We start from the raw sequence: 26856 nt of genomic DNA, 5'->3' as shown, positions 1-26856 counted from the left end.
TTCAGATTGTTGACAAAATCCTAAAACGGTTTGAAGTTTTAGGATTTTGTCATCCTTTCAGCGTGATTGAAAACCTTTGCAGTCTAGGAAGGCCGAGCATCGGAGCGGAGCGAATGTTGGAATTCGTGAGCACCGACGCGCAGGCCTGACAACGAATGCGAGGGTTTGTCGACACGCTGAAACGCCAGACATTCTGGCGTTTTTTTATGCGGCCGCATCCGGTTTTAGGATTCCATGTTTTTTCCTTGTCCATCAAGGCCGGTTTCATCGTCTGTATCTGTAGTTGTTTTTCCTTGCGGCGATTTTTGCATTTCTTTGATCGTATCAGCCATCAGCTGATCGACATTTCTTGAGTTGGACCCGAGCCGGCTGAAATTGGCAACGGATTGGATCAAGTTTGCATCATCGGAAATATAGATTTTGTAATATCTTGGTATGACGGATGCGGCTGTCTTTTTCACCTGGTCAGCCGTTTCTTCCCTCTTCTTGGAGTCCGTTTTGTAGACGACAAGTGCTTCCTCATCTGTTACAAGCGTTGAGGCATCTTGAATATTGGGAAGCTGAACCGTTAAACTAGATATAATATGAGCCATTTCTTCCCGGTTGATTTGCGGAGCCTGCATCTTTTCCTTATTTGCAACAGGGGTTGCCTGATGCCGCGCATATCCGAACCTGCCTTTCCGGTCGTCGTTTCGGAATCGCTCGTTATATTGGGGATTCTTATCAGCCACATGTACGGTATTTCCGTCTTCTTCATAAATATTGTGTTCTGTGTCGTTTAAAGCCGTCTGACATCCTACAAGCGGTGCCAGCAGCAGGCCAAATAAAAATAATTTTTTATTCATTCTGCATTTCCTCCTTATCTTTAGCTTTTCCAAAGAAGCGGATTTATTCTTAGCAATTGATGGCGGCTTGGGTTTGAATTATCATATAAAAGAGGTGAAAAGAATGATCGTCGTTCAGAACGCTGCTTTTGAAGTCGTCCAAGATGTAAAAAACGGCTTTAATGAAGAAGCATTTAAAGCAAGATACTCCGACATTTTAAATAAGTACGACTATATTGTCGGAGACTGGGGATACAGCCAGCTGAGGCTGAAAGGCTTTTTTGACGACCAAAACCAAAAGGCCACATTTGATACAAAAATCAGCACCCTTGATGAATATATTTACGAATATTGTAATTTTGGATGTGCCTATTTTGTTTTAAAACGATTACGAAAATAAGCGATAATAATAGGGGATGTGAGCTTGTGTATTTTGTCGATCGAAACAAAATCGAAAACACGCTGAACTATCTTGAAGATGAACTCCGGCTCTTTAAAGCGCAGGAGGAATGGACTTCTGAAATAGAAAAAAAAGCGCTTGAGCGAATCGGCCATACGCTGATCGAATGTATATTGGATATAGGGAATGATATGATTGACGGCTTTATTATGAGGGACCCTGGCAGCTATGACGACATCATGGATATACTGACGGATGAAAAAGTTGTCGGCCAAACAGAAGGAGACAGCCTGAAACATCTGATCGCCTCCCGCAAGACATTGGTTCAAGACTACCTGAACGTGAACCATGAAGAATTGGAAAAGCTGCTGCAACAGCACGCGGAAACGCTTGAGCATTTTCCGGCCCGGATCCGCGATTATTTAAACAATGAGCTCGGTCCGGTATCTGCATTCAAACCGCATTAAAAAACTGGAGTGACAACATGAAAACATACAAAGGATATTTAATTGACCTAGACGGAACAATGTACAAGGGAACGGAAAAAATCGACGAAGCCTGCGAATTTGTAAAGAAGCTGAAAGAGCGGAATATTCCCTACTTATTCGTAACCAACAATTCCTCGCGTACTCCGAAACAAGTGGCGGACAAGCTTATTTCTTTTGACATCCCGGCAACGGAAGAACAGGTATTTACGACAAGCATGGCTACAGCGAACTTTATCGCTGAACAAAGACCGGGCGCATCCGTCTATGTGATTGGTGAAGAAGGAATCCGCCAAGCCATTGAAGAAAAGGGCTTGGCGTTCGGCGATGAAGACGCCGACTTTGTCGTTGTCGGTATTGACCGCGGTATTACATATGAAAAGCTCGCCGTCGGCTGTCTGGCGATACGGAACGGTGCCAAATTCATTTCGACAAACGGCGATATCGCCATTCCCACTGAAAGAGGGCTTTTGCCTGGTAATGGTTCTTTAACATCTGTATTAACCGTCTCAACGCGTACAGAGCCGATTTTTATCGGCAAGCCCGAACCGATCATCATGGAGCAGGCGATGAAAGTGCTCGGGACGGACATCAGTGAAACGCTGATGGTCGGTGACAACTATGACACAGATATTATGGCCGGGATGAATTCAGGCATGGATACACTTCTTGTGCACACTGGCGTCACCAAAAAAGAACACCTTGAGACCTATCCGGAAAAACCGACATATGTGATCGATTCACTGACAGAATGGATGGATCGCATCTAACAAAAAAACACTTGTTCCAAAAAGGACAAGTGTTTTTTTGGGCCTTTATTCCGCGTCTTTAGCCCGATGAGCCAGTCTGCTGGAGGAGGCTGCTGCGATAGCGCCGACGATATCGTCCAAAAAGGTATGGCATTCGCCGGTTGATTTATCGTTTAAACGGCCCAGCACCCCGGGTTTGATTTTATCGATGTAGCCATAGTTCGTATAACCGATCGAACCGTAGAGGTTGACGATTGAGAAAGAGAGGATTTCATCGACGCCATAAAGGCTTTCATCCGTTTCAATTAAAGTCTGGAGCGGTTCAAGAAGCTTTTTCTGCTCTCCTAATATATCCAATTGAATACCTGTGATTACGGCGTTTTGAACTTCGCGCTTCTTCATGACCCGGCTGACATTTTCTTCGCATTCTTTTTTTGTTAAGTTTGGATGATATTTCTTTTGCAGAATGTAGACAAGGTCTGCAATGTCCGATATCTTGACTCCCCGTTTCTCAAGCCACTCTTTTGCGGCTGTTTCGATTTGATGCATGCTGTTGTTTTCCGGCATCATTTTCACCCAATCTTTTTTACTTAGTGTATACAAACATCCTGAAAAATGTAACGATTTTAGAACTCTTTTTCTTGATGTTCTACTCATAATTGGATTCCTTCGTTATTACGATGTGTAGAAGGTCATTTTTTAGGAACGAAGGTGATATCCATGAAAGATTTGATTAAAGAAAAATTCGGCATTCATATACGTGATCTTTCACAGCATCTTTCTTATCAGAGCTTTCAAACGCCAAACTCCATATTTTTGATCGTTCCGGTTTCCCATTTCAATCAGACTGAACTGACGGAATTTTACGGTATGAGTCAGTATTTGCAAGAACAGCGCGACCCATACGTGTCTACGTTTTTATTTACAAAAGACGGGGACATGACTTTTGAAGAAAACGGAATATCATATGTGCTTCTTCAGGCCGCTCCCCGCTTTACGAACAGGTCTTATCCATTCGGGGCAGAGCTTGCTGAATTTCATCAAAAGGGAAGGGGCTACCCTTATGAAGTAAAAGAAACCTCAAGGATCGGGCAGTGGAAAGAATTATGGGGGAAGCGCCTTGATCAGCTGGAGCAATTCTGGATGCAAAAGTCTCAGTCACCGCAATTGCAGCCCTTTGAAAAACAGTTTATCGAATCGTTTCCATATTATCTCGGTTTAACCGAAAATGCGATTCAGTATTTGGCTGACACAGAATTGGATGATCAGCCGCAAGCGGCCGATTCCGGGACGATTTGCCAGCAGCGCCTCACCTGTGAGACATGGAAGCACGAGCCTTTGATCAAAATTCCTGTTGAATGGGTTTTTGATCATGCTGCACGGGATCTTGCGGAATATACAAGAAGTTTGTTTCGGGAAAACAAAAATGTCAATGACATTGCATCTTTTCTTCAGCAATATGAACAAGTCACACCGCTTTCCTCTTTTTCTAAGCGGCTGCTGTACAGCAGGCTGTTATTTCCGCTTCACTATTTTGATACCGTTGAAGGCTATTATATATCTTCTGAATCAGAACACCATTTTTATGAGAGCAGACTTGATTATTTACTGTCTCAATCTGCGGCGTATGAACGGTTTCTAAAGGGATTTCAGGAGCTGGCCGGCATGCGGGCCGGAGGATATGTCAGCATGCCTTCTGTCAATTGGCTGAAAAGGACACCTTAAGCCCTTAGGTGTCTTAACTTTTGCCGTTTTTTTCGATATGCTTATACTTGAAAGCGACTCACAGAAAGGAACGAGGCAGCTATGGATAAACCGATTGTATATGTGACGAGAACATTACCGGAAGAACAGCTTTCCCCATTAAAAGAAGCGGCTGATATTGAAATGTGGGAAAAGGAAGATGAACCATGTCCGCGGGATGTCCTGCTTGAAAAAGCCAAAACAGCGGATGGACTTTTGACCATGCTCTCAGACCGGATTGATGAGGAACTGCTGAAAGAAGCGCTGCATTTAAAAGTGGTGGCCAATTTGGCAGTCGGCTATGACAATATCGATGTAGAAGCTGCCAACAAACATCGTGTTATTTGCTGCAATACGCCTGATGTGTTGACCGAATCCACAGCAGATTTGACTTTTGCTTTATTAATGGCTGCGGCGCGCAGAATCATCGAAGCCAGCGACTGGATCAAACAAGGCCGATGGACAGGCTGGGGGCCTTATTTTTTAGCAGGCGCCGATATCCATCATAAAACGATCGGCATCGTCGGCATGGGAAGCATCGGACGAGCCGTTGCAAGACGGGCAAAAGGCTTTAGCATGAACGTTTTGTATCATAACCGCAGGCAGAATTCCGAGGCGGAAGAAGAGCTTGGCGCTGTGTGGGTATCGTTTGATGAACTGCTTGAACAATCGGACTTTGTTGTATGCCTGACCCCTTTAACAAAGGAAACGAAACACATGTTTAACCGCTCCGCTTTCAAAAAGATGAAGCACACCGCCTTTTTCATCAATGTCTCAAGAGGACAGGTAGTGGACGAAGGCGATTTGTATGATGCGCTTGTCGAAAAAGAGATTGCCGGCGCGGGGCTGGACGTTTTTGCCGAAGAGCCGATTTCAAAAAAGCATCCGCTAGCCAATCTTCCTCAAGTAACCGCGCTCCCGCATATCGGAAGCGCCAGCAAAGAAACGAGGGAAGCGATGATGAGACTCTGTGCTGAAAACATTGCCCTCGTCCTTGGAGAGAAACAGCCGAAGACTGAGATTTAACGGCTATCTTCCGGCTTTGATAGGGTCGGAAGATTTTCTTACAAAAATATTTCTGAATATATAGAATCTTATTATATCAACAACTAAAGCGTTTTCATTTCTTGCTTCTCAACAATTGTCATCTTGTCAAAAAAAGAATCCCCCATTATAATGTTTGTAACTTAAATGTCTGCGTTGTGTTTACAAATGTCCTTTTAGAAAGGACGATCAGAGGGAAAGGTGGAATTTCAGTGAAGGCGATACGAGTAGGACTTCTAGGTTTAGGAACAGTCGGGAGCGGTGTGGTGAAAATTATTCAGGATCACCAGGATAAATTGACACACCAGGTTGGGTGCCCCGTCACCATTCAAAAAGTACTTGTAAAAGATAAGGACAAGAAGAGGGATGTCGAGCTTCCGAAAGAAGTTTTGACAACCGAAGCTTATGATGTGATAGAAGATCCTGAAGTGGATGTCATTATCGAAGTCATTGGAGGAATTGAACAGACAAGACGTTATTTGCTTGACGCGCTTCATGCAAAAAAACATGTCGTGACCGCGAATAAAGATTTGATCGCACTGTACGGATCTGAGCTTTTAGCGGCAGCGAAAGAAAACGGCTGTGACCTTTACTTTGAAGCGAGTGTGGCCGGCGGAATTCCGATTCTGCGCAGCCTGGAAGACGGCCTTGCTTCAGACCGAATCACAAAGATGATGGGGATCGTCAATGGAACAACCAATTTCATTTTGACGAAAATGAACAAAGAAAGTGCTCCGTATGATGATGTGCTGAAAGAAGCGCAACGGCTCGGTTTTGCCGAAGCAGATCCGACTGCAGATGTGGAAGGCCTTGATGCAGCGAGAAAAATGGCGATTTTGGCACGGCTCGGCTTTTCAATGAATGTCGATCTTGACGATGTCAAAGTAAAAGGAATTTCCCAAGTGTCTGATGAAGACATCAATTTCAGCAAACGGCTCGGCTATATAATGAAGCTGATCGGCATCGCCCAGCGGGATGGACAAAAAGTTGAAGTCAGCGTTCAGCCGACATTGCTTCCGGAGCATCACCCGCTGTCATCCGTCCATAATGAATTTAATGCGGTTTATGTATACGGTGAAGCCGTCGGGGAAACGATGTTCTACGGTCCGGGAGCGGGAAGCATGCCGACTGCCACGGCGGTCGTGTCAGATTTGGTCTCTGTCATGAAGAACATGCGCCTCGGCGTGAACGGCAGCAGCTTTGTCGACCCTCAGTTTGAGAAGAAAATGAAGGCACCGGCTGAAATCTTTGCCCAGCAGTTTTTAAGAATTCATGTAAAAGACCAAGTCGGTTCGTTTTCAAAAATCACCTCGATTTTTTCAGAAAGAGGCGTCAGCTTTGAAAAAATCCTGCAGCTGCCGATTAAAGACCATGATGACTTGGCTGAAATCGTCATCGTCACGCATCACACATCTGAAGAAGATTTCACTGATATTTTGCAAAAGCTGAATGATCTCGAGGTCGTTCAACAGGTGAAAAGCACTTATCGAGTAGAAGGGAACGGTTGGAGCTAATGTGGAGAGGACTTATTCATCAATATAAAGACTATCTTCCGGTAACGGATAAAACACCAGAACTGACGCTGAACGAAGGAAATACGCCGCTGATCCATTTGCAAAACCTATCTACAAAGCTCGGCATTGAGCTTTATGTCAAAACAGAGGGTGTGAATCCGACCGGTTCCTTTAAAGACCGCGGCATGGTCATGGCTGTTGCAAAAGCGAAAGAAGAAGGCAATGACACGATCATGTGCGCCTCGACAGGCAACACATCAGCAGCCGCAGCGGCATATGCGGCGCGCGCTAATATGAAGTGCATCGTGATCATTCCGGACGGCAAAATCGCGTTCGGAAAATTGGCCCAAGCCGTCATGTACGGCGCTGAAATCATTGCGATCGACGGAAACTTTGATGATGCGCTGAAAATGGTTCGCAGCATTTGTGAAAAAGAACCGATCGCATTGGTCAACTCTGTGAATCCTTATCGGATTGAAGGACAGAAAACCGCTTCATTTGAAATTTGCGAACAGCTCGGCGAAGCACCGGATATACTAGCGATTCCTGTCGGGAATGCCGGCAACATTACGGCATACTGGAAAGGGTTTAAAGAATACGGTGAAAAAAATGGCACCGGCCTGCCGGTCATGCGCGGCTTTCAGGCAGAAGGCGCTGCTCCGATTGTGAAAAACAGAGTCATTGAAAATCCGGAAACCGTTGCGACAGCCATTCGAATCGGAAATCCGGCAAGCTGGGATAAAGCGGTCAATGCCGCCAATGAATCGAACGGAAAAATCGATGAAGTGTCAGATGAAGAGATTCTTCACGCTTACCAGCTTCTCGCCCGGGAAGAAGGGGTTTTCGCAGAGCCCGGCTCATGCGCGTCAATCGCAGGAGTGCTGAAACAGCTGAAAACGAAAGAGATTAAGCCTGGAACAAAGGTTGTCGCGGTCTTAACCGGAAACGGCCTGAAAGATCCGAATACAGCCGTTGATGTGTCAAAGATCAAACCTGTGACACTGCCGACGGACGAAGAAAAAATTCTTGAACACTTAAAAGGAGCCGCACGTGTATGACAGAGACAGACATGCTGTTTTCGATTACGGTTCCTGGAAGCACGGCCAATTTGGGACCTGGCTTTGATTCAGTCGGTATGGCGCTTTCACGGTATTTAAGGCTGTCCGTTTTTCCGCATGATGAATGGCGTTTTGAGGCTGAAACAGATGTCGTCGCCGGAATACCCGAAGGAACGGAAAACTTGATCTATCAAGTAGCCAAGCGGACTGCTGCTCATTTCGAAAAAGAGCTGCCCCCGAGCCTTGTGAAAGTGTGGAGCGACATCCCGCTGGCGCGCGGACTCGGCAGCAGCGCCGCCGCGATTGCCGCCGCCATTGAACTGGCAAACGAGCTCGCTGATTTAAAGCTGTCAGACAGTGATAAGCTGCATTTTGCGAGTCTTGAAGAAGGCCATCCTGACAATGCCGGGGCTTCGCTTGCCGGCGGCCTTGTCATCGGGCTTCACGACAAGAATAAAACAGAGATGGTTTCTGTGAAGGATATCGATTTGGATGTGGTCGTCGTGATCCCTTTTTATGAAGTCCTGACAAAAGATGCGCGGGACGTGCTGCCCGACAGCCTTCCCTATCCTAAAGCCGTTGAAGCGAGCGCTGTCAGCAATATGCTCGTGGCCGGGCTCATATCAAAGAACTGGCAGCTTGTCGGACGAATGATGAAAAAAGACCTCTTTCACCAGCCTTATCGGCGGGCGCTCGTCCCTGAACTGGCCAAGGTGGAGCATGAAGCGGGTTTAAATGGCGCTTACGGAACGGCTTTAAGCGGAGCGGGTCCTACGATCCTTTCTTTTATTGAAAAAGGAAAAGGAGAAGCGCTCAAAACCCAGCTTGCCTTAAAGTTTCCGCATTGTGAGGTAGACTGTCTGCATGTACCGAATACAGGCAGTATCATCGAGAGAAAACCAGTGAACAGTGTTTAACAAAAAAAGAGCTTGTGACGGCTCTTTTTTTGTTTGCAGTCAAAACAAGGATTTTTATTTAGGAAGTCGAAATAGAATATAGAATTGAACATGAGGAGGAGAATCGACGTTGAAGCAGCTCATAACAGAATCAGACCTCACCAAGCTTGTATCCATTACAGACCCTCAGTATTCGCCGGACGGCGGGAAAGTGGCTTATGTACAAACAAACGTAAACCAAAAGCAAGACTCCTATGATGCACATATTATGGTTTTTGACTTTGAAAAGAAGGAATCGGCACAGTGGACGTTTGGAAAAGGAAGAAATCAGCATCCGCGCTGGTCGCCAGACGGCAGCATGCTTGCATTTACGTCAAACCGGGATGAAACAACACAAGTTTACGTCATGAATACAGCCGGGGGCGAAGCGAGAAAAGTGACCGATATTCCATACGATGTGTCTCAGCCCGAATGGTCGCCGGACGGCAGGTCTTTGCTTTGTTCAGTCAAGCTGACAAAAGACGAAAGTCCAGCAGATAAAGAAAAAACGAAACTGGAAGAACATGAACCTTTAGAAGTTGATTCTTTAGTATATAAAGCAGACGGACAGGGCTTTAAAAGGGGGAAATATACTCAGCTTATTCTCGTTGACTTGGAAACGGAGGAGATAAAGCAGGTCACAGATCAGGAGCGGGACCATCTCAGCCATGCGTTTTCACCCTGCGGGAAAATGATTGCCTTTTCCGCTAATTTGACAGGAAAAGCGGATGCCCGTGTAAATGACGTCTACCTCATGACGCTTTCGACGGGCGAGACGAAGCGGCTGACAGGGAAAAACGGAATTTTTTCATCATTATCATTTTCCCCTGACGGAAAATATCTTGCTTTTTTAGGAAATGAAAAAGAATTTCAAAATGCCACTCTTGATAAAGCTTGGTTATACGATATCGAAAAAGGTAAAGTGTCATGTTTGACAGAAATGCTTGACGTCCATCTGAGTGATGCGGTCGCAGGAGACAGCCTTGTCGGAGGCGTCCTCCCGAAACCGGCCTGGACAAAGGATGGCAATGGCTTTTATGTGATTGGAACGGATCAGGGCTCAACGGGCATTTATTACATATCAACAGAAGGCCTCGCTTATCCGGTCCGCCTTGAAAAGGAGCATCTGAATGGGTTCAGCCTGCGTCCTGATGAAACGGGGTTCGCCGCTGCCATTGCGCTGCCTGTTTGGCCAAGTGAGCTGTACTATATCCCATTAGGCGAAGAAAAAGCAGACCGGCTCACACATGCCAATCAGGCTTTTACGAAAGAACGGATCATCTCAGAACCGGAAGAGATTCAGTTTGAAACAAAGGACGGTTTGATTGCGCACGGGTGGCTGATCAAGCCCGCACAATATGAAGAAGGAAAAACGTACCCGCTGATTTTAGAAGTGCACGGCGGTCCTCACGCCATGTATGCGAATGCTTATTTTCACGAATTTCAAGTGCTGGCCGCCCATGGCAATACGGTCGTTTACGTCAATCCGAGAGGAAGCCATGGCTATGGACAGGACTTCGTCAACAGAGTACGGGGCGATTACGGAGGCGGAGACTTTGATGATGTCATGGCAGCCGTTGACCACGTGCTTGGGCGATATGATTTTATCGATCAGGAAAGGCTCGGCATCACGGGGGGAAGCTACGGCGGCTTTATGACGAACTGGGCCGTCGGGCATACGAACCGATTTAAGGCCGCGGTGACACAGCGATCGATTTCCAACTGGATCAGTTTTTACGGTGTTAGCGACATCGGCTACTTTTTCACGGAGTGGCAGCTCGGCTTAGATCTCTTTGAAAATCCGGATAAACTATGGGACCGCTCTCCGCTAAAGTATGCGGACCGGGTTGAGACCCCATTGTTAATCCTCCATGGCGAACGGGACGACAGATGTCCGGTTGAACAGGCTGAACAGCTTTTTACCGCGTTGAAAAAAATGGGGAAAGAAGTGAAGCTTGTCAGGTTCCCGCACGCATCCCACGACTTGTCAAGAAACGGGCACCCGACACAGCGGATCAAGCGGCTTGAATATATTGGAGGATGGTTTGACAAATACTTATAAATAAAAAAGGCTGCCATACCGGCAGCCTTTTTGGTGATTAAAATACTTGTTCTACCTCGATCACGCCCGGCACTTCTTCTAAAAGGGCACGTTCAATTCCCGCTTTCAGGGTAATGGTTGAACTTGGGCAGCTTCCGCATGCTCCGAGAAGACGAAGCTTTACGATGCCGTCTTCCACGTCGACAAGCTCACAGTCTCCGCCGTCACGCAGTAAAAATGGACGAAGTTTGTCCAGTACTTCCTGTACTTGTTCTTTCATTTCGACTTCTGTCGTCATTCATATCGCTCCTTTCAAATCATACAACCATTATATTCAGTCGAACAATAAAAAGCTATTGTTTGGTTTCGCATATTCCCACATATTATATCATATTTGCCGTCAAAGACAAAAAACGATTTTCATTTCAGATATGGAGTGCGGAATGAAAATAGACTAAAATAAAAGTAAACAGAAAGGAGCTTACTTAGATGAAAAAAATCGCTGAGCTTTTTGTTTATGGCGCTGAGGTTCTCTGTCCAAGCTGTGTGAATCTTCCTTCAGCAAAAGAAACGTATGAATGGCTCGAAGCGGCTCTTAAACGAAAATATCCGGGTCAGCCTTTCTCGATTACGTACATTGACGTCCATCACCCTCCTGAACATGATCCTAAGAAACAGGAAATCTCGGAAAAGATCCTGAATGACGAATATTTCTATCCGCTCGTTTTGGTCGGTGATCAGGTGGTAGGCGAAGGAAATCCGAAGCTGAAAGACGTGTATAAAGAGATGGAAAAGCAAGGGTATGAGCCTGCTTTATCATAAACAGCAAGGGATCTTGAACACCTTGCTGTTTTTTCATGATTGTTCTTTTGAAAAAAGGACAGACTAACTACCAGTTGATCAAGCTTTGGAGGGATATGCATGGCAAATATTGAAGGGCAGATCATGTCCGGTGATTTTGACGACGAAATGAATGTTTTTTCATTAAAAAAAATCAAACAGTTTCAAACACAAACAAGCCTGAAGGAAAACCAATTACAGGCTTTGCAGCAGTATTTAAAACAGCATGAGCATGATGAGGACGGACAGATCATCACCCTTTATGATCAGATGCTTGTCCCATTGTCACAAGAAGACATTAAAGCTTTGCTCCATGATTTATCAAAGGTTCAGTCTTTATATCATGAATAAGAGACCGAATCGATTCTCCAGCCTCTTTCTCATTCATTCCTCTTATACTCGTTTTCCGGCCCGAATGTCATCCGTCATTCCAGGGTATGGCGCTTTGGAAATGAGTTCTTCCTGATTTATGCCGGCGTTTTCGATAAACGTGATATCGGCGAATTCAGGAACGACGTATTTTGGATATGTCTCATATGTCTCCCGTGATTCTTCCATTAAATCGATATGGTCATTTTGATAGCAAACCGTAATGTCAGGGCGTTCGTGAACCCATTTTGGGAAGAAGATGATGCCGTGCATCCGATTTTCATTCGGCATAAAGTTCAGGGAAACATCAGTGCCTGTCGGTTCAGTCCATGACACTTTATAGACGCCTTCCGTCAGTTTGACGATATTGGCTTCCTGATCGCGAACCCAGCGGCCCCCCACCATTCCGCTGTGAATACGGTAATCGATGGTATGATCATTTTTGATATATATCTCATATTCCCAGCCGTTCTCATACGTATAGATCATATGGCTCCCTACAAAATCTTTTACATCTTGATTCATATGAACTGCTCCTTTTTTTATATTATTGTAAATATGAACATGTTTATATTTACATATATAATTATAGTTTTTCTGTAAATCAAATGTCAAATTAAACACACGACGTTTTGTCAAAAATTAAGCGTAATAAAAGAATATTAGGAAATTATGCTAATATTTAGAAAAATACATTGTCAAAAAATGAGCGATTCTGTAAAATGAAAAACAACCCATAAAAAGGAAAAAGATTGGGAGGAAAGGAATGATAATCGGTTGAAGACAAAAATTGCGTATGAAGAAGTCGCCAAAATGCTGAATCAATGGTATGTCATGATTAAACGCCACAAAATATCCCAAGCGGTCTCCATAAAATATGATATTGAACATCAGCTGCCGTATATGGAAGAAAATCAAGATTTGCTGCTTTATTTTAATCTTTTAGACTACCGCCATAAATTGCTGACAGAAGAATTTGCGGCATCAAACAGGCTGTTCGAAGACATTCAGCATCAAAAAGCTGATATGCAAAGCACCGATGACATGATTGAATATTATTTTTTCTTTTTTGCCGGCATGTACGAATTTCACAAAAAGGACTACACAAATGCCATCAATTATTACAAATTGGCTGAGGACAAGCTCAGGAAAATCCCCGATCAAATTGAAAACGCCGAATTCCATTACAAACTGGCGATCGCCTACTATCAGATCAAGCAAACCTTCTTCTCCTTAAACCATGCAAAAACAGCTTTAAAAACCTTTAAAACACATGATGATTACATCCAAAAAGCGATCAGCAGCGAAATGCTGTTAGGCGCGAATAAACTCGATTTATTTCGTTTTGACGAGGCTGAACAGCATTATAAGCAAGCCCTTAAGGAAGCGGAAGTAATCAAACATCATGTCCTCATCGGCATGGCCCATCACAACTTAGGATTAAGCTATGTCAATCGCGATCTCCTCACCTTGGCTGAAAAGCATTTCAGAGAAGCGCTAGTTTTAAAAGAACATGAAGAATCAGTATACGGCATTCATTCTATGTTTGAATTGACACATGTGCTGTACAAATCGGGTCTTTTTAAAGAAGCGCGGGAATGGTATGAAAAAGGTTTTTCTCGTGCGAAAAAAGCAGGAGAAAGGGAATATTTGTCGAAATTTAAACTCATACATGCTCTGTATGATGAACAAAATCCATTTACAGTTGAACATGCTTTAGAATACCTGAAAACGATCAATCTCTGGACGGATATAGCGGAATTAACATTGGACATTGCGCTTTTCTATAAACAAAATGGTGATACAGACAATGCTGCCGGATATTTTGAAGAGTCTCATCATGCAAGAGACCAAATCCTTAAAAGAACGGAGGAGTTAAAGTGAAAAAACTGATTGCCATTGTATCAACGGCCGTTTTCGCCAGCCTTGTCGTTTTAAGTTTTTCGTCTCAGCCAAACAACAGCGCCCAGCTGGCGGGACGTGCCATTTTTCTTGATCAAGCTTCCGCAAAGCTGATGGCGGGAAGAGCGATCTTTCTCGACAGCTATCCTGTCAAATCGCTTGCAGACAAATCTTCCGCATTAAGCTGACAAGCATGATCGGACAAGTCCCCCCAGGCTCGTCTGCACACCGCCATCCATTTTATAATGGTGCCATGATCGGCGCCTTCTTTTTTTTGAGCTTGAAAAGCCAGATCCATAAGGCCGGCAATACTGATAGGAATGAAGGAGTCAGATAATGATACATATTCAGAAGAATTCAGAGCAGGCGATTATCGTATTGCACGAAATATACGGGATCAACCGGCATATGGAGGATGTTTGCCGCTCGCTTTCCCACCGCGGGTTTGATGTCATTTGCCCGAATTTATTAAATAAAGAAAGACCATTCGATTACCAGGAGGAGAAAGCCGCCTATCTTCATTATATGGAGAACGTCGGTTTTGCCGGCGCTGCCAGCAAAATAAAAACGATGATCTTCCATCTGAAAAATCGATATCAAAAGATCGTGCTGGTCGGGTTCAGCGTGGGAGCGACTATCGCCTGGCTGTGCAGTGAAGAAGAATACATTGATGGGATTGTCGGATATTATGGTTCCCGCATAAGAGACTACCTGGAAATAACACCTGCATGCCCTGTAATGCTGTTTTTTTCGGAAAAAGAACAATCCTTTGACGTTGCCAAATTCATTACAGCTTTGGACGGCAAGAAGAATGTCGAAACGGCCAAATTGAAGGGAGCGCATGGATTTAGCGACCCATATTCTAAAGAATACAACAGCCATTCCTCGCAAATAGCATACGGGAAAATGATGAGCTTTCTAAAGGGGCTGTGAATGAAATTGCGGCCCAAGCCTGATCATCATTGACATATATGAACAATACCGGCGAGCCCAAGGGTTATTCTATTTTTTATATAAGTCAACAGGGCATAAAATGCCTGAAAAGTTGACAAACGCATTGAGAAACCAATTCATATATTGAAAACTATAGCGCTCTCTTTCACTGAGAGCGTTTTTTGCTGCAAATGACAATCGTAAAAGGTCTGCCGAGAAATAGAGTTAGAACAAAACCTGTTAGTAAACTGCGAAACACTAAAAGCTCATCTGACGTGATGAGCTTTTAGTGTTAAAAGGTATGAATAAGAGTAAAAACACGATTTGTAAGGAAAAGCATATCCCTATCCATTATGATGCTTATACATCCAAAGCAGTCCCGATTTCAACAGGCGCGGCACCCTGCCGATCAGCGGACGTTCAGCGACTAATCCGAAGCCGGCTTTTTTGCCGAGGGACCCGAGTACGCCTTTCAGCTTGAATTTCGGCATCGATTCCGGAAGAGGCTCTCCTCTCCAGCGACATTCAAGAATCTGGACAATCTGCTCCGCCTGTGCTTCTGCAAGCTGTGCGCTTGGAGCGTGCGGAAGGCTTGCACAGTCTCCGACGACATAGACGTGTTCGTTTCCGGGCAAATTGTGGTGCGGTGTTAAGACGACTCGTCCTTGTGCATCTTTTTCGACATTAAGCTCGCGGACGATTTGACTCGGCTGAATCCCCGCAGTCCAGACAATGGCATCGGCTGGAATCGGGTCATCATGGTTGTAGACGATGCCTTCTTCCACTTTCGTAATATTCGCGCGGTTAATGATGCTGACGCCGTGCTCTTCAAACCAGCTTTGAACATATTTGCTCAGCCGCTCAGGGAAGCTTGATAAAATCAATTCCCCGCGGTCGAAAAGAATAATGTTCAAGTCTTTTCTGCTTTCTCTTAATTCGCTCGCAAGTTCAACGCCGCTCAGTCCTGCCCCGACTATCGCAACGGTTGCTTCCGCATTTAAGTTGTTGAGCGCCTGATAGGTATGGCGGGATTGGTCGATCGTCTGAATGCTGTACGTGTAGTCAGGCGCTCCAGGAACATTATGATATTTGTCCTCACAGCCAAGCCCGATCACAGCATCATCATAGGGAATCGGCTCTCTGTCATGAAACAGCACTTTTTTTTGCTCCAGATCAATACGAGAAATATTGCCGTATTCAGTCTTTAATTTAGGGTGATCCGGGAAGGATACTCTAATATGATGATCGGAAATCGTTCCGGCAGCAAGTGCATAATACTCCGTTTTTAAACAATGGTAAGGGTTTCTATCAATTAAAGTGATCATCACATCATCAGGCAGCTGATTTGGCAGCAAACGATGTATAACGCGCATATTTCCATAACCGCCGCCGAGCAAGACTAAATTTCTCATTGCTAATTCCCCTTTTCCCCTCAGATTAAGAAACTAGAAACTTATTTTTTTTACAATGCAAAAATAAAAAACTATGTAAATACCCTCTAGAATTATATCTAATTTGATGTAAAATCACAATATTTCTCGGAAAAATAACCTACACATACATCACAGCGAGATAATTAGTAAAACCCTTTAAGGCATTAATATGTTACAAAAGCTTTATCAGGCAATTTCATGTTTTGACTAATCAAAGGACATTAGGGTACGATAAGAAGGCGATGTGAGGTGAAAGAAAGTGTTTCCAATTGTTGAATTTTGCGTCAGCAATCTTGCCCAAGGTTCTCAGAAGGCAAAAGAAATACTAGAGAAAGACCCGAATTTAGACGTTGTCGAATACGGCTGTCTGAGTTATTGCGGGCAATGTATGCAGACATTATTTGCCCTTGTGAACGGTGAAATGGTTTCAGGGAATAATCCGGCTGAGTTAGTCGAAAATATATATGAGTTCATTGAAGAAAATGAAATGATTTAAACGGGGTCATGAAGGGTGGTCTCGTTTTTTTTATGAGCATAAGCCTTTGGTTGTAAGGGTTTCCATAAAAAGATAAAAAATTCGTAAAAATTTTTGTGGACAGGCAAATGATTAATTGTTATCTTAATAAAAGTTTAAAAAATAAGAAGAGGTGTGGTCATGAACATATTATGGGGACTTCTTGGTATTCTTGCGATTTTCGCGATTGCGTTCTTGCTTTCTGAGCATAAAAGCAAAATTAATATAAGAACGATTGTCATCGGTTTGGCGATCCAGCTCCTGTTCGGCTTTATCGTTCTCAAATGGGAGATGGGACGGGAGGCGTTTCTTTCGTTTACGCAAGCTGTTCAACATCTCGTCAATTATGCGAATGAAGGGATCAGCTTTCTCTTTGGCCCTCTTTTACAGGTAGGCGACAGCGCTGCCTTTGCTTTAAGTGTTTTACCCGTCATCATCTTCTTTTCATCATTGATTGCCGTTCTTTACCACCTAAGAATCATGCAGGTCATCATCCGTTTTATCGGCGGAGGATTGTCAAAGCTTCTCGGAACAAGCAAAACGGAATCTCTTTCTGCTGCTGCAAATATTTTTGTCGGCCAAACAGAGGCTCCTCTTGTCATTAAGCCGTTTATTGCCAACTTGACTAAATCCGAGCTGTTTACCGTTATGACCGGAGGATTGGCTTCAGTGGCCGGTTCTGTTTTATTCGGCTACGCCCTTCTCGGAGTTCCTCTTGAATATTTGCTTGCGGCAAGCTTTATGGCTGCACCGGCAGGTTTGATCATGGCAAAAATGCTTATTCCGGAAACAGAGAAATCGAAAGCGTCATCAGAAGATATTCAAATGGCTGAAGACGAAGATGCTGCAAATGTAATCGATGCGGCGGCAAAAGGGGCTTCAACAGGTCTGAACCTTGCTTTGAATGTCGGCGCGATGCTGCTTGCATTTGTTGCTTTGATTGCCGTTTTAAACGGTGTTCTCGGCGGAATCGGGGGCTGGTTTGGCTTTAAAGGCCTGTCTCTCGAATTCATACTCGGATATGTATTTGCACCGCTTGCCTTTGTCATCGGTGTGCCTTGGGATGAGGCTGTCCAGGCTGGAAGCTTTATCGGCCAAAAGCTTGTCTTAAACGAATTTGTTGCTTATTCCAACTTTGCTCCGATTTTCGAGCAGCTTTCTGCTAAAACCGCTACAATTATCAGCTTTGCGCTGTGCGGTTTCGCCAACTTGTCTTCCGTTGCCATTTTGCTTGGAGGATTGGGAGGAATGGCGCCGAGCCGCCGTTCTGATATTGCCCGTCTCGGACTGAAAGCCGTTGCTGCCGGATCATTGGCCAACCTTTTAAGTGCGGCGATTGCCGGTATGTTTATCGGGTAAGCATGATAAAAGCTCCCTGCATATATGTGCAGGGAGCTTTTATGTATGAAAAACGGGGGATAATCATATTGTGTCCATCCGTTCCAGCTTTTATACTAAAAGAAATAAAAATGTTGGAGGCCGCTATGAAGTTTTTTCGTTTTACTAAAATGCACGGTTTAGGAAACAGTTATATATATGTCAATCAATTTGAAGAGAACCTTCCGGAAGAATTGTTATCGCAATTGGCTGTCAAAGTGTCTTCAGTTTATACGGGAATCGGTTCTGACGGAATGATTCTCATCTGTCCTTCTGATCAAGCGCCGGTCAAAATGCGGATTTTCAACAGCGATGGATCTGAAGGCAAAAACTGTGGAAACGGCTTGCGCTGTGTTGCGAAATACGCTTATGAACATAAACTGGTAAAAGAAAAATCCTTTTTCATTGAAACATTGTCAGGCTTGGTGAAAGCGGAAGTTGAAGTGGAGGACGGGAAAGTCGTTTCGGCCACAGTCGACATGGGCGAGCCGCGGCTCCTTAAATCGGATATGCCAATGTTCGGGGAGCAGCACTCACAAACGATCAATGAACAAATGAATTTTGGCGGCCATGAACTGAAAGGCACTGCTGTATCTATGGGAAACCCTCATATCATCTTTTATTTAGACGATATTGAAGAAGCCCCGCTGACAACATTGGGGCCGCTCATCGAAAAAGACGAGAGGTTTCCGGAGGGCGTCAATGTCGAATTTGTTGAGGTGGAAAATGCGAAGGAACTGCATTTCCGCGTATGGGAAAGAGGTTCAGGGATTACTCAGGCGTGCGGAACAGGCGCCTGTGCTGCTGCGGTTTCCTCTATTCTGAACGGCTTTGCCGAAAGAGAGACCGACATTACCGTTCATCTTGCCGGAGGCGATTTGATCATCAACTGGAAAAACGACGGCCGCGTGATGATGACAGGCCCGGCTGAAATGGTATGTGAAGGCGTATTTTTTATTTGAAGACGGTCTGTTTGAGAAATACCGGATTCACATTTATAATAAAGGTAGACATGACAACTAGAGGAGGTGCTTTGTCATGAGCGAAAAAACAGTCACGCTTACAGAAGCGGCTGCCCTTCATATTAAAGAGATGATGAAGGAGCATGAAGAAGAAAATGCTTTCTTAAGAATCGGTGTAAAAGGCGGCGGGTGCAGCGGCCTTTCATATGGCATGGGGTTTGAGCACGAAAAAAATGAAGATGACAGCGAGTTTGTTCAGCATGGAATCACAGTGCTTGTCGATAATGAAAGCATTGCTATCATGAACGGAACGGTCATTGATTTCAAACAATCGATGATGGGCGGCGGCTTCACCATCGAAAATCCAAACGCCATCGCGTCATGCGGCTGCGGCTCTTCATTCCGCACGGCAGCAAATGCCGGCAAGCCTGAAGAGTGCTGACATACGAAACCCGGTATGAATGAACCCGTTATGATGGAAAAACGATTAATAAACGCCTTTCTTAGCGATGATTCATCGTTTGAGAAAGGCGTTTTTATTACTCGTTAAATTGGCTGGCGGGAAACTGAGACATGCGGGTCATTTCAACGAGCACATTGTGGAAAGCGGTTTTTCGAAATCCATAGGGAAGTCCGGAAATGGTTTCTATCCGCAATGACATTCTATTGGTGAAATGTTTGTCATAAAACCCGAATAGATAAGAAAAAGCAGCCGCCCCGCTCAGGGTTCGAGCAAGGCTTTTGCGATTGGATGTTTTAAAAAGAGGTGTTTCTATTTTTGGTTAAATATGCGGTGAAGATTGCTCGTATTGTTGGTGATTGAGGTTAGATAGCGGCTTCCGCTCTCCATTTCCTGATTGCAGAGAGGGCATAAAGGACGTTCACTGCTTGTAAAGTTTTTTCTCATCCATCCGTTGCAGTCCTCTGCTGTACATTCCCACGTATTGATATCTTCTTTTGGCAGGGGTTCCTGATTTCGATTGTTGTAGTAAGACATAACGTCACTTCCTAACAAGGGTTTTTTTAGCATTCATTTAAGAATATTTTGTGAATCTTAAGACATTCTATTCGTTTATTTGTTATTCTATACTGGACAAGTTCTTTTAGGAACGAAAGCCCAGAAAGGAAAAGGGATCCAAACATGGAAGAAAACATAAACTGCAGAAATTGTAATGAGCTTATTCCATACCGCTCTAAAGTATGCGAGGCATGCGGGTGTGAAAAGCCGCTGCCAAAAGCGCAAAAAATCAAAGACCGCATCGTTTTGACCGCTGCAGGTATGGTTGCCGTTTTGACGATTGTGCTGATTCTGGGAACCATTTTCTCATATATGAATATCATTTAACAAAAAGGAGCCGCTTGCAAGGCTCCTTTGTTTTATTTATTTTCAAACATGCTCGTCGAATGCAGCGGCTGAACGCGGGCTTTAGGATCCATATAAGCTTTGGCGTTGTTTACCGCGGTCGGAGCTTCTCCAAATCCGCTTGCAATCAGCTTTACTTTTCCTTCATATGTGCAGATGTCGCCAGCGGCATAGAATCCTTCAATATTTGTTTCCATCGTCGATTTGACGACGATCGAATTTTTCTCAATGTCAAGCCCCCAGTTTTTGATCGGGCCGAGAGATGAAACAAATCCGAAGTTGACAATGACATCATCGACATCAATGACTTCTTTTCTTTCTCCCTTGACTTCTTCAATGACAATCTGTTCAATTTGATTTTCTCCGATCAGCTCAGTCGGTACAAATGGCGTTAACACGTTCACTTTAGAGTTTCGCAGGTTTTCGACGCTGTGTTCATGAGCGCGGAATTTATCGCGGCGGTGAATGATCGATACCTCTTTCGCGATCGGCTCAAGCATAAGCGCCCAGTCTACGGCAGAGTCTCCGCCTCCCAATACGGCGACGCGCTTGCCGGCGAATTTATTCATATCATCGATAAAGTAATGGAGGTTCGCATTTTCATATTGAGCCGCTGATTCCAGCTCAAGCTTTCTCGGCTGGAACGCTCCGTTTCCGGCTGTAATAATGATTGTTTTTGAGTAGTGAATTTCTTTGTTTGTCACAAGCTTAAATATACCGTCCGCTTGCTTTTCAACGCTTTCGACAGCTTGCTCAAGACAAACCGTCTGATCAAATTTCGCCATTTGGTCTTTTAAATTATCGACAAGCTCCTGAGCGCGGATTTTAGGGAAGCCGGCGACATCATATATATATTTTTCCGGATATAAAGCGGACAGCTGGCCGCCGAGCTGCGGCAGGCTTTCGATTATTTTGACGCTCGCTTGCCGCATACCGCCGTAAAACGCGGTAAACAAGCCGACAGGGCCGCCTCCGATAATTGTAATGTCATATACTTTTGAGTCTTCACGCATGAAAATAATGCCCCCTAAATGAAAATTGTTCTTAACTATATCATATCACATAAAATAAATACGAGCGCGTCTGTTTTTTCAAGGGATCTTGGTGAGGAGACTCCGCTGTTCCTAAAAGCATGTCGCCAGCGGCATATTCAATCTTGAAAAACCAAATGTGAATCGCTATGATGTAGTTGTGAACAATTTGTTAATTATTTATGAATATTATGCGTCAGTCTGCTGAAAAAACGGTTCGTTTTTCAGGGCTCTAAAGTGAAGGATTTCACAAACTTTTTTTCATAAAAAGCCGGCAACAGGTTGACAATAACCAAAAAGGCTATTTTCAAACCGGCTTAGAGTAAAATACAGAAAAGGTGGATGTGATTCCGTTGAATAAGCCAAAAGTAGTAGTGTTAGGTGCAGGTTATGGTGGATTAATGACCGTGACGAGACTTGTCAAAAAAATCGGTATCAATGAAGCAGATATTACGCTTGTCAATAAGCACAACTATCATTATGAGACAACCTGGATGCATGAGGCAAGCGCAGGTACACTTCATCATGACAGATGCCGCTACCCAATTAAAGATGTCATCAACACGTCCCGCGTCCGTTTTGTTCAGGATACGGTGAAGAACATCAATAAAGAAGAAAAAAAGGTCGTCCTGGGAACCGGTGAGATTGCATACGACTACCTCGTCGTCGCATTGGGAGCTGTCCCTGAGACCTTCGGAATTTCCGGACTGAAAGAATACGCATTCTCCATTTCAAACATTGATTCCTCCCGTCAGCTTCGCGAGCATATGGAATATCAATTTGCGACATACAATACAGAAGCCGAAAAACGTCCTGAGCGTCTGACGATTGTTGTCGGAGGAGCGGGTTTTACAGGAATAGAATTTTTGGGTGAACTGGCTAACCGCATACCGGAATTGTGCAGGGAATATGATATTGACCGCCAGCAGGTCCGCTTAATTTGTGTGGAAGCTGCGCCGTCTGTACTGCCTGGCTTCGATCCGGAGCTTGTCGATTATGCTGTCAACTATCTGGAAGGAAAAGGCGTCGAATTCAAAATCGGCACTGCCGTAAAAGAATGCACACCTGACGGCATCTTCGTCGGAAAAGACGACCAGACTGAAGAAATTAAAGCAGGTACGGTTGTGTGGGCAGCCGGTGTCCGCGGAAATCCGGTGATCGAGGAATCAGGCTTTGAAAACATGCGCGGCCGTGTCAAAGTGAAACCTGATCTTCGGGTTGATAGCTTTGATGACATTTTCGTCATCGGCGACTGCTCGCTCGTCATCAACGAGGAAATCGACCGTCCATATCCGCCGACAGCGCAGATTTCAATGCAGCAGGGCGAAACTTGCGCGACAAATATCGCCGCATTGATCCACGGCAAAGAAACAGAAACATTCAAATTTGATAATAAAGGCTCTGTCGCATCGCTTGGCGAACACGATGCGATCGGTGTGGCTTTGGGCAAAAAAATGACCGGAACATCCGCGTCCATGATGAAAAAAATCATCGACAACCGTTCGCTCTACCTGATTGGCGGACCAGGCCTTGTGCTTAAAAAAGGAAAATTTAAATTTTTCTAAGATCACCAGCTAAAAAAGAGCTTGCAGCGGGTGCTGCAGGCTTTTTTATTTCATCCCTAAAACTTTAAAAACAAAAGAAAAAGGAAGAAATCCTCTTCTTTAAGCGCTTACATCAAATAATCCGTCATATTTTCTGACTTTATCATTGACAATCTTCATGGTAATATTGTCAGAAAATTAAGAAAAAGGTGTGTATCTGATGAAGACTTCTTCGATCCATCGCTCTGAATCATCCTGTACATTTTGTTCAGGAAAAGGCTATTTTCAGCTGCTGCTCGGCGGTTCGGAAACGTGCAGCAACTGTCAGGGAACCGGAAAAGACCGCTAAAGCCGGCTTTCCAATGATTGACTCAAGTTCCTTCTCCAATGTACACTAAAAGGGGTTACTTGGGGGTGGAAGGCTTTGATAAGTTTACCAGTTGTGATCATATCGGTTGTCTTGTTTTTCGTGCTGTTTTTCGGGATCGGCTTTTTGCTGAACATGCTGCTCAGGATGTCCTGGATTATGGCTGTCATTTATCCGATTGTATGCCTTTTCATTGTGAATAAAGAAAAATGGATTCGCTATGTAGAGGCTCCGGGAGAGGCCTTTTCAGGGCTTTTTGACAGAGTGGCTTCTTTAGCTGCAGCGGATATCTTTATTTTAGCAAGCGGAATGGCCGGGGCCCTTCTGTCCGGAATCACGATCAAAGCATTGCGAAAAAGAGGATACCAAATGTTTTAAACCTTCTTTTTGTTGAAGAAGGTTTTTTTGCGCTTTGAATTTTTTCACTTTTCTTGAAATTTTTCCGCTATTTGAATATTTCTTTTCCCTCTTGGAAACAATTAGATGGTGAGAGGAGTGGGAAGAATTGAGAAAAGTGATGACAATGTTCAGGCGTTTTTTGATGACCGTTTTGTTTGTCCTGGCTTTTATGACAACGTTCTTTGCCGTTTCAGGCGTAGAAGCGCGGGACATATCAAACTGGGCAAAAGAGCAGGACTTGTCCTTCAAACAGTTAAGACTGACTTTTAAATCACTTCCGAAAGAAAAAGCGGAAAAGACATCGCTGTCTGCCGCAAAGCAAATCAAAAACAAACCGAAAAAGCTTGAGGACGCATTTGATTGGAGTAAATATCCGAAACAAAAAGTCACCGCAACAGGGTATACTGCTGGGGCTGAATCGACTGGAAAACAGCCTCATCATCCGGAGTACGGGCTTACATATTCAGGAGTCAAAGTGAAAAGAGATTTATATTCGACCGTTGCAGCGGATCCGTCCGTCTTTCCGATCGGAACGATTTTGTTCATTCCCGACTACGGCTACGGCGTAGTCGCTGATACAGGATCTGCCATTAAAGGAAACCGGCTTGACTTATACTATGAAACGGTTGAAGACGTCTATAATGAATGGGGAAAGAAAACTCTTGACGTTTATGTCATTAAAAAAGGGGACGGCTCCGTTACGGAAGAAGACCTCTCAAAGCTGAATGAAAACAAATCGATGCAGGTATTCAGACAAAAGTATAAAATGGCGAAAGAATAAGCAAAAAAACGTTTAAGACCTGAAACGGCTTAAACGTTTTTTATGTTTACATGAATAGATAGTGAAGGAACAAAGTCAAGATGATTCCCGTCAGCCCTCCGAAAAAGACTTCGATCGGCTGATGGCCTAACAGCTCTTTTAACTTTTTTTGCTTTTCTTCCTGATGCACTTTTGGAAAATCCTTTGCCTCATTGACGAAGCGGTTAAAGTCCCGGACAAGCCGATTGAGCACCGTTGCCTGTTCTCCGGCGTGTCTTCTGACGCCGGTTGCATCAAACATCGTGATGACCGCAAATATCGAGGAGACCGCAAACAAAGACGAATCCATCCCATGATCAAGGGCCACACCCGTAGAAAGCGCCGTGACGGCCGCTGAATGAGAGCTCGGCATTCCTCCCGTGCTTGTCACCAGCCGCCAATCCCATTTTTTTGAGACGATAAAGTAAATGGGCACTTTGACGAACTGAGCGAAAAAAATAGCGGCAAAGCTTGCCAGTAAGGGAAAGTTTGTGAGGATTTCCATTTTCAGAACATCCTTTCTATAGAGAAAATAGAGATGAATTCAGAAAATCACACAGTTATTTGTTAGAATATATCATATGAAACCTTATACGGAAAAAATGTTTTTCCTATTATAACATTGTTGCCTCAATTTTACTCACTTTGCTGATAAGGAGCTGTGAACTTGATGTTTTATGCCTTTAAAGACTTTGATCAAAAAGAAACGCTGCTGATCGGATTATTTAAAAAAAGCCAATTGTATGGAAAAGCGGAAGAAATCGACCGCCTCTTGAACGGTCAGCTCTTACAGCTTTTAAAAGACGGGGATGTGTCTTCCAAAAAAGCGAAAGTGTCTAAAATATTTACCCCGTCACTCCCGGGTGTCAAACGGCTGTATGTCGTCGGATTGGGACGGGAGGCGGAATTCACGTTTGAGGACGCGAAGCAGTGCTTTTCTGAAGCTGTCCAAACGATTTACAAAGACAGAAAACAGGAGATGGCGGTTTTGCTTGACAGTTTCGTGTCTGATCAAGTCTCTGCAAACGATGCTGCACATGCATTGGCGGAATCCTGCATGCTGTCATGCTATGAAGTGCAGGATTACAAGCACAGACCTAATGAACCCGATCATTCCCTGAAAAATGTCTATGCTCTGACAGACCATGACCTTAAGGAAGTTCAGGCCAGCCTGCATGTCGGACAGGTGTATGGCCATGCGACGAATTCGGCGAGAACCCTCGTCAACATGCCGGGCAACATGCTCACGGCGGCCGATCTTGCCTCATATGCGGCTGAACTTGCGGCTAAATACGAATTCGAATGCGAAATCCTTGAAAAAGATGAAATGGAAGAGCTCGGCATGGGCGGACTGCTGGCGGTCAACCAAGGGTCTGAAGAACCGCCGAAAATGATCGTTTTAAAGTATCAAGGGAGAGAAACATGGGATGATGTCATCGGTTTGGTCGGCAAAGGAATCACTTTTGATACCGGGGGCTATTCTCTCAAACCGAAAGACGGGATTGTCGGCATGAAGTCGGATATGGGAGGAGCCGCAAGTGTTTTAGGGGCAATGGAAGCGATTGGGGAATTGCGCCCCGAGCAAAATGTGCTTGCTGTCATCCCGTCTACAGACAATATGATTTCAGGCAGCGCCATGAAGCCTGATGATGTGATTGTTTCGCTCAGCGGCAAAACGATTGAAATTTTGAATACGGATGCTGAAGGAAGGCTCGCATTAGCCGATGGCCTGACTTATGCGAAACACTACGGAGCTTCTGTATTGATTGATGTTGCCACATTGACCGGGGGTGTGATCGTCGCTCTTGGTACGGAAACAACGGGGGCCATGACCAATCATGATCCGCTTTATCAGCATGTCCGGCAGGCGGCCGAAGAAGCGGGCGAAGCGATTTGGCAGCTGCCGATTACAGAAAAGGATAAGAAGAGAGTAAAAAACAGCCAAATGGCTGACTTAAACAATTCCCCCGGAAGAGAAGGCCACGCTATCATGGCCGGAACTTTTCTCGGGGAATTCGCAGAGCAGACACCATGGGTGCATCTTGATATAGCCGGCACGGCCACGATAAATAAACATACGTGCTTCGGGCCAAAAGGCGGAACAGGCGTGATGGTGAGAACGCTTGTCACATTTGTTGAGCGGTTTACGGGCAATCTGTAATCTTGAATCCCCTTCATGTTTATGAAGGGGATTTTTTATAGAAAAGTTTTCAAAATTTAAAAGCTTCAT

General features: G+C 44.5%; 31 protein-coding genes and 1 pseudogene. 24 read left to right on the top strand and 8 right to left on the bottom strand.

What is annotated here, in order from left to right:
• Window positions 1–224: 224 nt before the first annotated feature.
• Window positions 225–845, bottom strand: a complete 621-nt coding sequence (locus BTA30_RS14800; RefSeq protein ID WP_076762080.1) for a YhcN/YlaJ family sporulation lipoprotein — start codon at window positions 843–845, stop codon at window positions 225–227.
• Between the two features lie 103 nt (window positions 846–948).
• On the opposite strand from BTA30_RS14800, the gene BTA30_RS14795 reads away from it, so the two are divergent.
• The 3 genes from BTA30_RS14795 to BTA30_RS14785 are packed head-to-tail and all read left to right on the top strand — an operon-like array spanning window position 949 to window position 2479.
• A complete protein-coding gene (locus BTA30_RS14795) occupies window positions 949–1224 on the top strand; it encodes a YutD family protein (RefSeq protein WP_076762079.1) in 276 nt (91 codons plus the stop codon).
• Window positions 1225–1250: 26 nt separating this feature from the next.
• Complete coding sequence (locus tag BTA30_RS14790) at window positions 1251–1691, top strand: DUF86 domain-containing protein (RefSeq protein WP_076762078.1); 441 nt, start codon at window positions 1251–1253, stop codon at window positions 1689–1691.
• 17 nt (window positions 1692–1708) lie between these two features.
• Window positions 1709–2479: a TIGR01457 family HAD-type hydrolase gene (locus tag BTA30_RS14785; RefSeq protein WP_076762077.1), complete on the top strand. Its 771-nt coding sequence runs from the start codon at window positions 1709–1711 to the stop codon at window positions 2477–2479.
• Between the two features lie 45 nt (window positions 2480–2524).
• On the opposite strand, the gene BTA30_RS14780 is transcribed toward BTA30_RS14785, so the two are convergent.
• Complete coding sequence (locus BTA30_RS14780) at window positions 2525–3025, bottom strand: phosphatidylglycerophosphatase A family protein (protein WP_076762085.1); 501 nt, start codon at window positions 3023–3025, stop codon at window positions 2525–2527.
• 153 nt (window positions 3026–3178) lie between these two features.
• On the opposite strand from BTA30_RS14780, the gene yutH reads away from it, so the two are divergent.
• From yutH to BTA30_RS14750, 6 genes are all read left to right on the top strand, one after another.
• Complete coding sequence (yutH, locus tag BTA30_RS14775; RefSeq protein WP_076762076.1) at window positions 3179–4183, top strand: spore coat putative kinase YutH; 1005 nt, start codon at window positions 3179–3181, stop codon at window positions 4181–4183.
• A gap of 81 nt (window positions 4184–4264) precedes the next feature.
• Window positions 4265–5227 carry a 2-hydroxyacid dehydrogenase gene (locus BTA30_RS14770; RefSeq protein WP_076762075.1) on the top strand — a complete coding sequence of 321 codons (963 nt, stop codon included), beginning with the start codon at window positions 4265–4267 and terminating at the stop codon, window positions 5225–5227.
• A gap of 230 nt (window positions 5228–5457) precedes the next feature.
• Window positions 5458–6759 (top strand): homoserine dehydrogenase, encoded by a 1302-nt coding sequence (locus BTA30_RS14765; RefSeq protein WP_076762074.1) that lies wholly within the window; start codon window positions 5458–5460, stop codon window positions 6757–6759.
• On the top strand, window positions 6759–7817 hold the full coding sequence (gene thrC / locus BTA30_RS14760; protein WP_076762084.1) for a threonine synthase: 1059 nt from the start codon (window positions 6759–6761) through the stop codon (window positions 7815–7817). Before BTA30_RS14765 ends, thrC begins: the two co-directional genes overlap by 1 nt.
• A complete protein-coding gene (gene thrB, locus BTA30_RS14755) occupies window positions 7814–8734 on the top strand; it encodes a homoserine kinase (protein WP_076762073.1) in 921 nt (306 codons plus the stop codon). The genes thrC and thrB overlap by 4 nt, the downstream gene beginning before the upstream one ends.
• A gap of 109 nt (window positions 8735–8843) precedes the next feature.
• The gene (locus tag BTA30_RS14750) at window positions 8844–10814 is read left to right on the top strand and encodes a S9 family peptidase (RefSeq protein ID WP_076762072.1); all 1971 of its coding nucleotides are present in this window, start codon (window positions 8844–8846) and stop codon (window positions 10812–10814) included.
• A gap of 37 nt (window positions 10815–10851) precedes the next feature.
• On the opposite strand, the pseudogene BTA30_RS14745 reads toward BTA30_RS14750, so the two are convergent.
• Window positions 10852–11165 (bottom strand): annotated as a pseudogene (locus tag BTA30_RS14745) (NifU family protein).
• 117 nt (window positions 11166–11282) lie between these two features.
• Between BTA30_RS14745 and BTA30_RS14740 the strand changes: the two are divergent.
• Both BTA30_RS14740 and BTA30_RS14735 read left to right on the top strand, forming a co-directional pair.
• Complete coding sequence (locus BTA30_RS14740; protein WP_076762071.1) at window positions 11283–11615, top strand: YuzD family protein; 333 nt, start codon at window positions 11283–11285, stop codon at window positions 11613–11615.
• Between the two features lie 99 nt (window positions 11616–11714).
• A complete protein-coding gene (locus tag BTA30_RS14735; RefSeq protein ID WP_076762070.1) occupies window positions 11715–11984 on the top strand; it encodes a hypothetical protein in 270 nt (89 codons plus the stop codon).
• 42 nt (window positions 11985–12026) lie between these two features.
• Here the strand turns inward: BTA30_RS14735 and padC are convergent, their stop codons facing one another.
• Window positions 12027–12527, bottom strand: a complete 501-nt coding sequence (gene padC / locus BTA30_RS14730) for a phenolic acid decarboxylase (protein WP_076762069.1) — start codon at window positions 12525–12527, stop codon at window positions 12027–12029.
• Between the two features lie 252 nt (window positions 12528–12779).
• On the opposite strand from padC, the gene BTA30_RS14725 reads away from it, so the two are divergent.
• From BTA30_RS14725 to BTA30_RS14715, 3 genes are all read left to right on the top strand, one after another.
• The gene (locus BTA30_RS14725; RefSeq protein ID WP_076762068.1) at window positions 12780–13886 is read left to right on the top strand and encodes a Rap family tetratricopeptide repeat protein; all 1107 of its coding nucleotides are present in this window, start codon (window positions 12780–12782) and stop codon (window positions 13884–13886) included.
• Entirely contained in the window at window positions 13883–14092 is a 210-nt protein-coding gene (locus BTA30_RS14720; RefSeq protein ID WP_076762067.1) for a hypothetical protein, read from the top strand. The genes BTA30_RS14725 and BTA30_RS14720 overlap by 4 nt, the downstream gene beginning before the upstream one ends.
• Window positions 14093–14240: 148 nt before the next feature.
• On the top strand, window positions 14241–14837 hold the full coding sequence (locus BTA30_RS14715) for a dienelactone hydrolase family protein (protein ID WP_076762066.1): 597 nt from the start codon (window positions 14241–14243) through the stop codon (window positions 14835–14837).
• A gap of 344 nt (window positions 14838–15181) precedes the next feature.
• Here BTA30_RS14715 and BTA30_RS14710 read toward each other — a convergent pair whose 3' ends face one another.
• Window positions 15182–16249, bottom strand: a complete 1068-nt coding sequence (locus BTA30_RS14710) for an NAD(P)/FAD-dependent oxidoreductase (RefSeq protein ID WP_076762065.1) — start codon at window positions 16247–16249, stop codon at window positions 15182–15184.
• 280 nt (window positions 16250–16529) lie between these two features.
• Here BTA30_RS14710 and BTA30_RS14705 point away from each other — a divergent pair, with 280 nt between their 5' ends.
• The 4 genes from BTA30_RS14705 to BTA30_RS14690 all read left to right on the top strand — a co-directional run bounded on the left by BTA30_RS14705 (window position 16530) and on the right by BTA30_RS14690 (window position 19565).
• Window positions 16530–16766 (top strand): YuzB family protein, encoded by a 237-nt coding sequence (locus BTA30_RS14705; RefSeq protein WP_076762064.1) that lies wholly within the window; start codon window positions 16530–16532, stop codon window positions 16764–16766.
• A gap of 159 nt (window positions 16767–16925) precedes the next feature.
• Window positions 16926–18143 carry a NupC/NupG family nucleoside CNT transporter gene (locus BTA30_RS14700; protein ID WP_076762063.1) on the top strand — a complete coding sequence of 406 codons (1218 nt, stop codon included), beginning with the start codon at window positions 16926–16928 and terminating at the stop codon, window positions 18141–18143.
• 125 nt (window positions 18144–18268) lie between these two features.
• Window positions 18269–19123, top strand: coding sequence for a diaminopimelate epimerase (gene dapF, locus BTA30_RS14695; protein WP_076762062.1), 855 nt, complete (start codon window positions 18269–18271; stop codon window positions 19121–19123).
• Window positions 19124–19199: 76 nt separating this feature from the next.
• Window positions 19200–19565: a HesB/IscA family protein gene (locus BTA30_RS14690; protein WP_076762061.1), complete on the top strand. Its 366-nt coding sequence runs from the start codon at window positions 19200–19202 to the stop codon at window positions 19563–19565.
• A gap of 330 nt (window positions 19566–19895) precedes the next feature.
• On the opposite strand, the gene BTA30_RS14685 is transcribed toward BTA30_RS14690, so the two are convergent.
• Window positions 19896–20120: a cold-shock protein gene (locus BTA30_RS14685; RefSeq protein ID WP_076762060.1), complete on the bottom strand. Its 225-nt coding sequence runs from the start codon at window positions 20118–20120 to the stop codon at window positions 19896–19898.
• 144 nt (window positions 20121–20264) lie between these two features.
• On the opposite strand from BTA30_RS14685, the gene BTA30_RS14680 reads away from it, so the two are divergent.
• Window positions 20265–20468 carry a hypothetical protein gene (locus BTA30_RS14680; RefSeq protein WP_076762059.1) on the top strand — a complete coding sequence of 68 codons (204 nt, stop codon included), beginning with the start codon at window positions 20265–20267 and terminating at the stop codon, window positions 20466–20468.
• Window positions 20469–20500: 32 nt separating this feature from the next.
• Here the strand turns inward: BTA30_RS14680 and yumC are convergent, their stop codons facing one another.
• Entirely contained in the window at window positions 20501–21499 is a 999-nt protein-coding gene (yumC, locus tag BTA30_RS14675; RefSeq protein ID WP_076762058.1) for a ferredoxin--NADP reductase 2, read from the bottom strand.
• A 365-nt stretch (window positions 21500–21864) separates the two neighbouring features.
• Here yumC and BTA30_RS14670 point away from each other — a divergent pair, with 365 nt between their 5' ends.
• From BTA30_RS14670 to spsC, 4 genes are all read left to right on the top strand, one after another.
• Window positions 21865–23082, top strand: coding sequence for an NAD(P)/FAD-dependent oxidoreductase (locus tag BTA30_RS14670; RefSeq protein WP_162274723.1), 1218 nt, complete (start codon window positions 21865–21867; stop codon window positions 23080–23082).
• 199 nt (window positions 23083–23281) lie between these two features.
• Complete coding sequence (locus BTA30_RS23185; protein WP_158027636.1) at window positions 23282–23410, top strand: YuiA family protein; 129 nt, start codon at window positions 23282–23284, stop codon at window positions 23408–23410.
• A 75-nt stretch (window positions 23411–23485) separates the two neighbouring features.
• On the top strand, window positions 23486–23806 hold the full coding sequence (locus BTA30_RS14665) for a YuiB family protein (RefSeq protein WP_076762056.1): 321 nt from the start codon (window positions 23486–23488) through the stop codon (window positions 23804–23806).
• Between the two features lie 136 nt (window positions 23807–23942).
• Window positions 23943–24608: a stationary phase survival protein SpsC gene (spsC, locus tag BTA30_RS14660; RefSeq protein ID WP_275667307.1), complete on the top strand. Its 666-nt coding sequence runs from the start codon at window positions 23943–23945 to the stop codon at window positions 24606–24608.
• A gap of 46 nt (window positions 24609–24654) precedes the next feature.
• On the opposite strand, the gene BTA30_RS14655 is transcribed toward spsC, so the two are convergent.
• On the bottom strand, window positions 24655–25131 hold the full coding sequence (locus BTA30_RS14655; protein WP_076762055.1) for a divergent PAP2 family protein: 477 nt from the start codon (window positions 25129–25131) through the stop codon (window positions 24655–24657).
• A 165-nt stretch (window positions 25132–25296) separates the two neighbouring features.
• On the opposite strand from BTA30_RS14655, the gene BTA30_RS14650 reads away from it, so the two are divergent.
• On the top strand, window positions 25297–26787 hold the full coding sequence (locus BTA30_RS14650) for a leucyl aminopeptidase (protein ID WP_076762054.1): 1491 nt from the start codon (window positions 25297–25299) through the stop codon (window positions 26785–26787).
• Window positions 26788–26856 lie beyond the last annotated feature (69 nt).

The organism is Bacillus swezeyi (assembly GCF_001969815.1).
GTDB classification, from domain to species: domain Bacteria; phylum Bacillota; class Bacilli; order Bacillales; family Bacillaceae; genus Bacillus; species Bacillus swezeyi.
The sequence above is the reverse complement of the archived record's forward strand: the minus strand, read 5'-3'. Positions and strand labels throughout refer to the sequence as shown.

Excerpts from the sequence above, each read along its gene's own strand:
- BTA30_RS14800 (WP_076762080.1), bottom strand. The coding sequence starts at position 845 with ATGAATAAAAAATTATTTTTATTTGGCCTGCTGCTGGCACCGCTTGTA.
- BTA30_RS14795 (WP_076762079.1), top strand. The coding sequence starts at position 949 with ATGATCGTCGTTCAGAACGCTGCTTTTGAAGTCGTCCAAGATGTAAAA.
- BTA30_RS14785 (WP_076762077.1), top strand. The coding sequence starts at position 1,709 with ATGAAAACATACAAAGGATATTTAATTGACCTAGACGGAACAATGTAC.
- BTA30_RS14780 (WP_076762085.1), bottom strand. The coding sequence starts at position 3,025 with ATGCCGGAAAACAACAGCATGCATCAAATCGAAACAGCCGCAAAAGAG.
- yutH (WP_076762076.1), top strand. The coding sequence starts at position 3,179 with ATGAAAGATTTGATTAAAGAAAAATTCGGCATTCATATACGTGATCTT.
- BTA30_RS14770 (WP_076762075.1), top strand. The coding sequence starts at position 4,265 with ATGGATAAACCGATTGTATATGTGACGAGAACATTACCGGAAGAACAG.
- thrC (WP_076762084.1), top strand. The coding sequence starts at position 6,759 with ATGTGGAGAGGACTTATTCATCAATATAAAGACTATCTTCCGGTAACG.
- thrB (WP_076762073.1), top strand. The coding sequence starts at position 7,814 with ATGACAGAGACAGACATGCTGTTTTCGATTACGGTTCCTGGAAGCACG.
- BTA30_RS14740 (WP_076762071.1), top strand. The coding sequence starts at position 11,283 with ATGAAAAAAATCGCTGAGCTTTTTGTTTATGGCGCTGAGGTTCTCTGT.
- BTA30_RS14735 (WP_076762070.1), top strand. The coding sequence starts at position 11,715 with ATGGCAAATATTGAAGGGCAGATCATGTCCGGTGATTTTGACGACGAA.
- padC (WP_076762069.1), bottom strand. The coding sequence starts at position 12,527 with ATGAATCAAGATGTAAAAGATTTTGTAGGGAGCCATATGATCTATACG.
- BTA30_RS14715 (WP_076762066.1), top strand. The coding sequence starts at position 14,241 with ATGATACATATTCAGAAGAATTCAGAGCAGGCGATTATCGTATTGCAC.
- BTA30_RS14710 (WP_076762065.1), bottom strand. The coding sequence starts at position 16,249 with ATGAGAAATTTAGTCTTGCTCGGCGGCGGTTATGGAAATATGCGCGTT.
- BTA30_RS14700 (WP_076762063.1), top strand. The coding sequence starts at position 16,926 with ATGAACATATTATGGGGACTTCTTGGTATTCTTGCGATTTTCGCGATT.
- dapF (WP_076762062.1), top strand. The coding sequence starts at position 18,269 with ATGAAGTTTTTTCGTTTTACTAAAATGCACGGTTTAGGAAACAGTTAT.
- BTA30_RS14690 (WP_076762061.1), top strand. The coding sequence starts at position 19,200 with ATGAGCGAAAAAACAGTCACGCTTACAGAAGCGGCTGCCCTTCATATT.
- BTA30_RS14685 (WP_076762060.1), bottom strand. The coding sequence starts at position 20,120 with ATGTCTTACTACAACAATCGAAATCAGGAACCCCTGCCAAAAGAAGAT.
- BTA30_RS14680 (WP_076762059.1), top strand. The coding sequence starts at position 20,265 with ATGGAAGAAAACATAAACTGCAGAAATTGTAATGAGCTTATTCCATAC.
- yumC (WP_076762058.1), bottom strand. The coding sequence starts at position 21,499 with ATGCGTGAAGACTCAAAAGTATATGACATTACAATTATCGGAGGCGGC.
- BTA30_RS23185 (WP_158027636.1), top strand. The coding sequence starts at position 23,282 with ATGAAGACTTCTTCGATCCATCGCTCTGAATCATCCTGTACATTTTGT.
- BTA30_RS14655 (WP_076762055.1), bottom strand. The coding sequence starts at position 25,131 with ATGGAAATCCTCACAAACTTTCCCTTACTGGCAAGCTTTGCCGCTATT.
- BTA30_RS14650 (WP_076762054.1), top strand. The coding sequence starts at position 25,297 with ATGTTTTATGCCTTTAAAGACTTTGATCAAAAAGAAACGCTGCTGATC.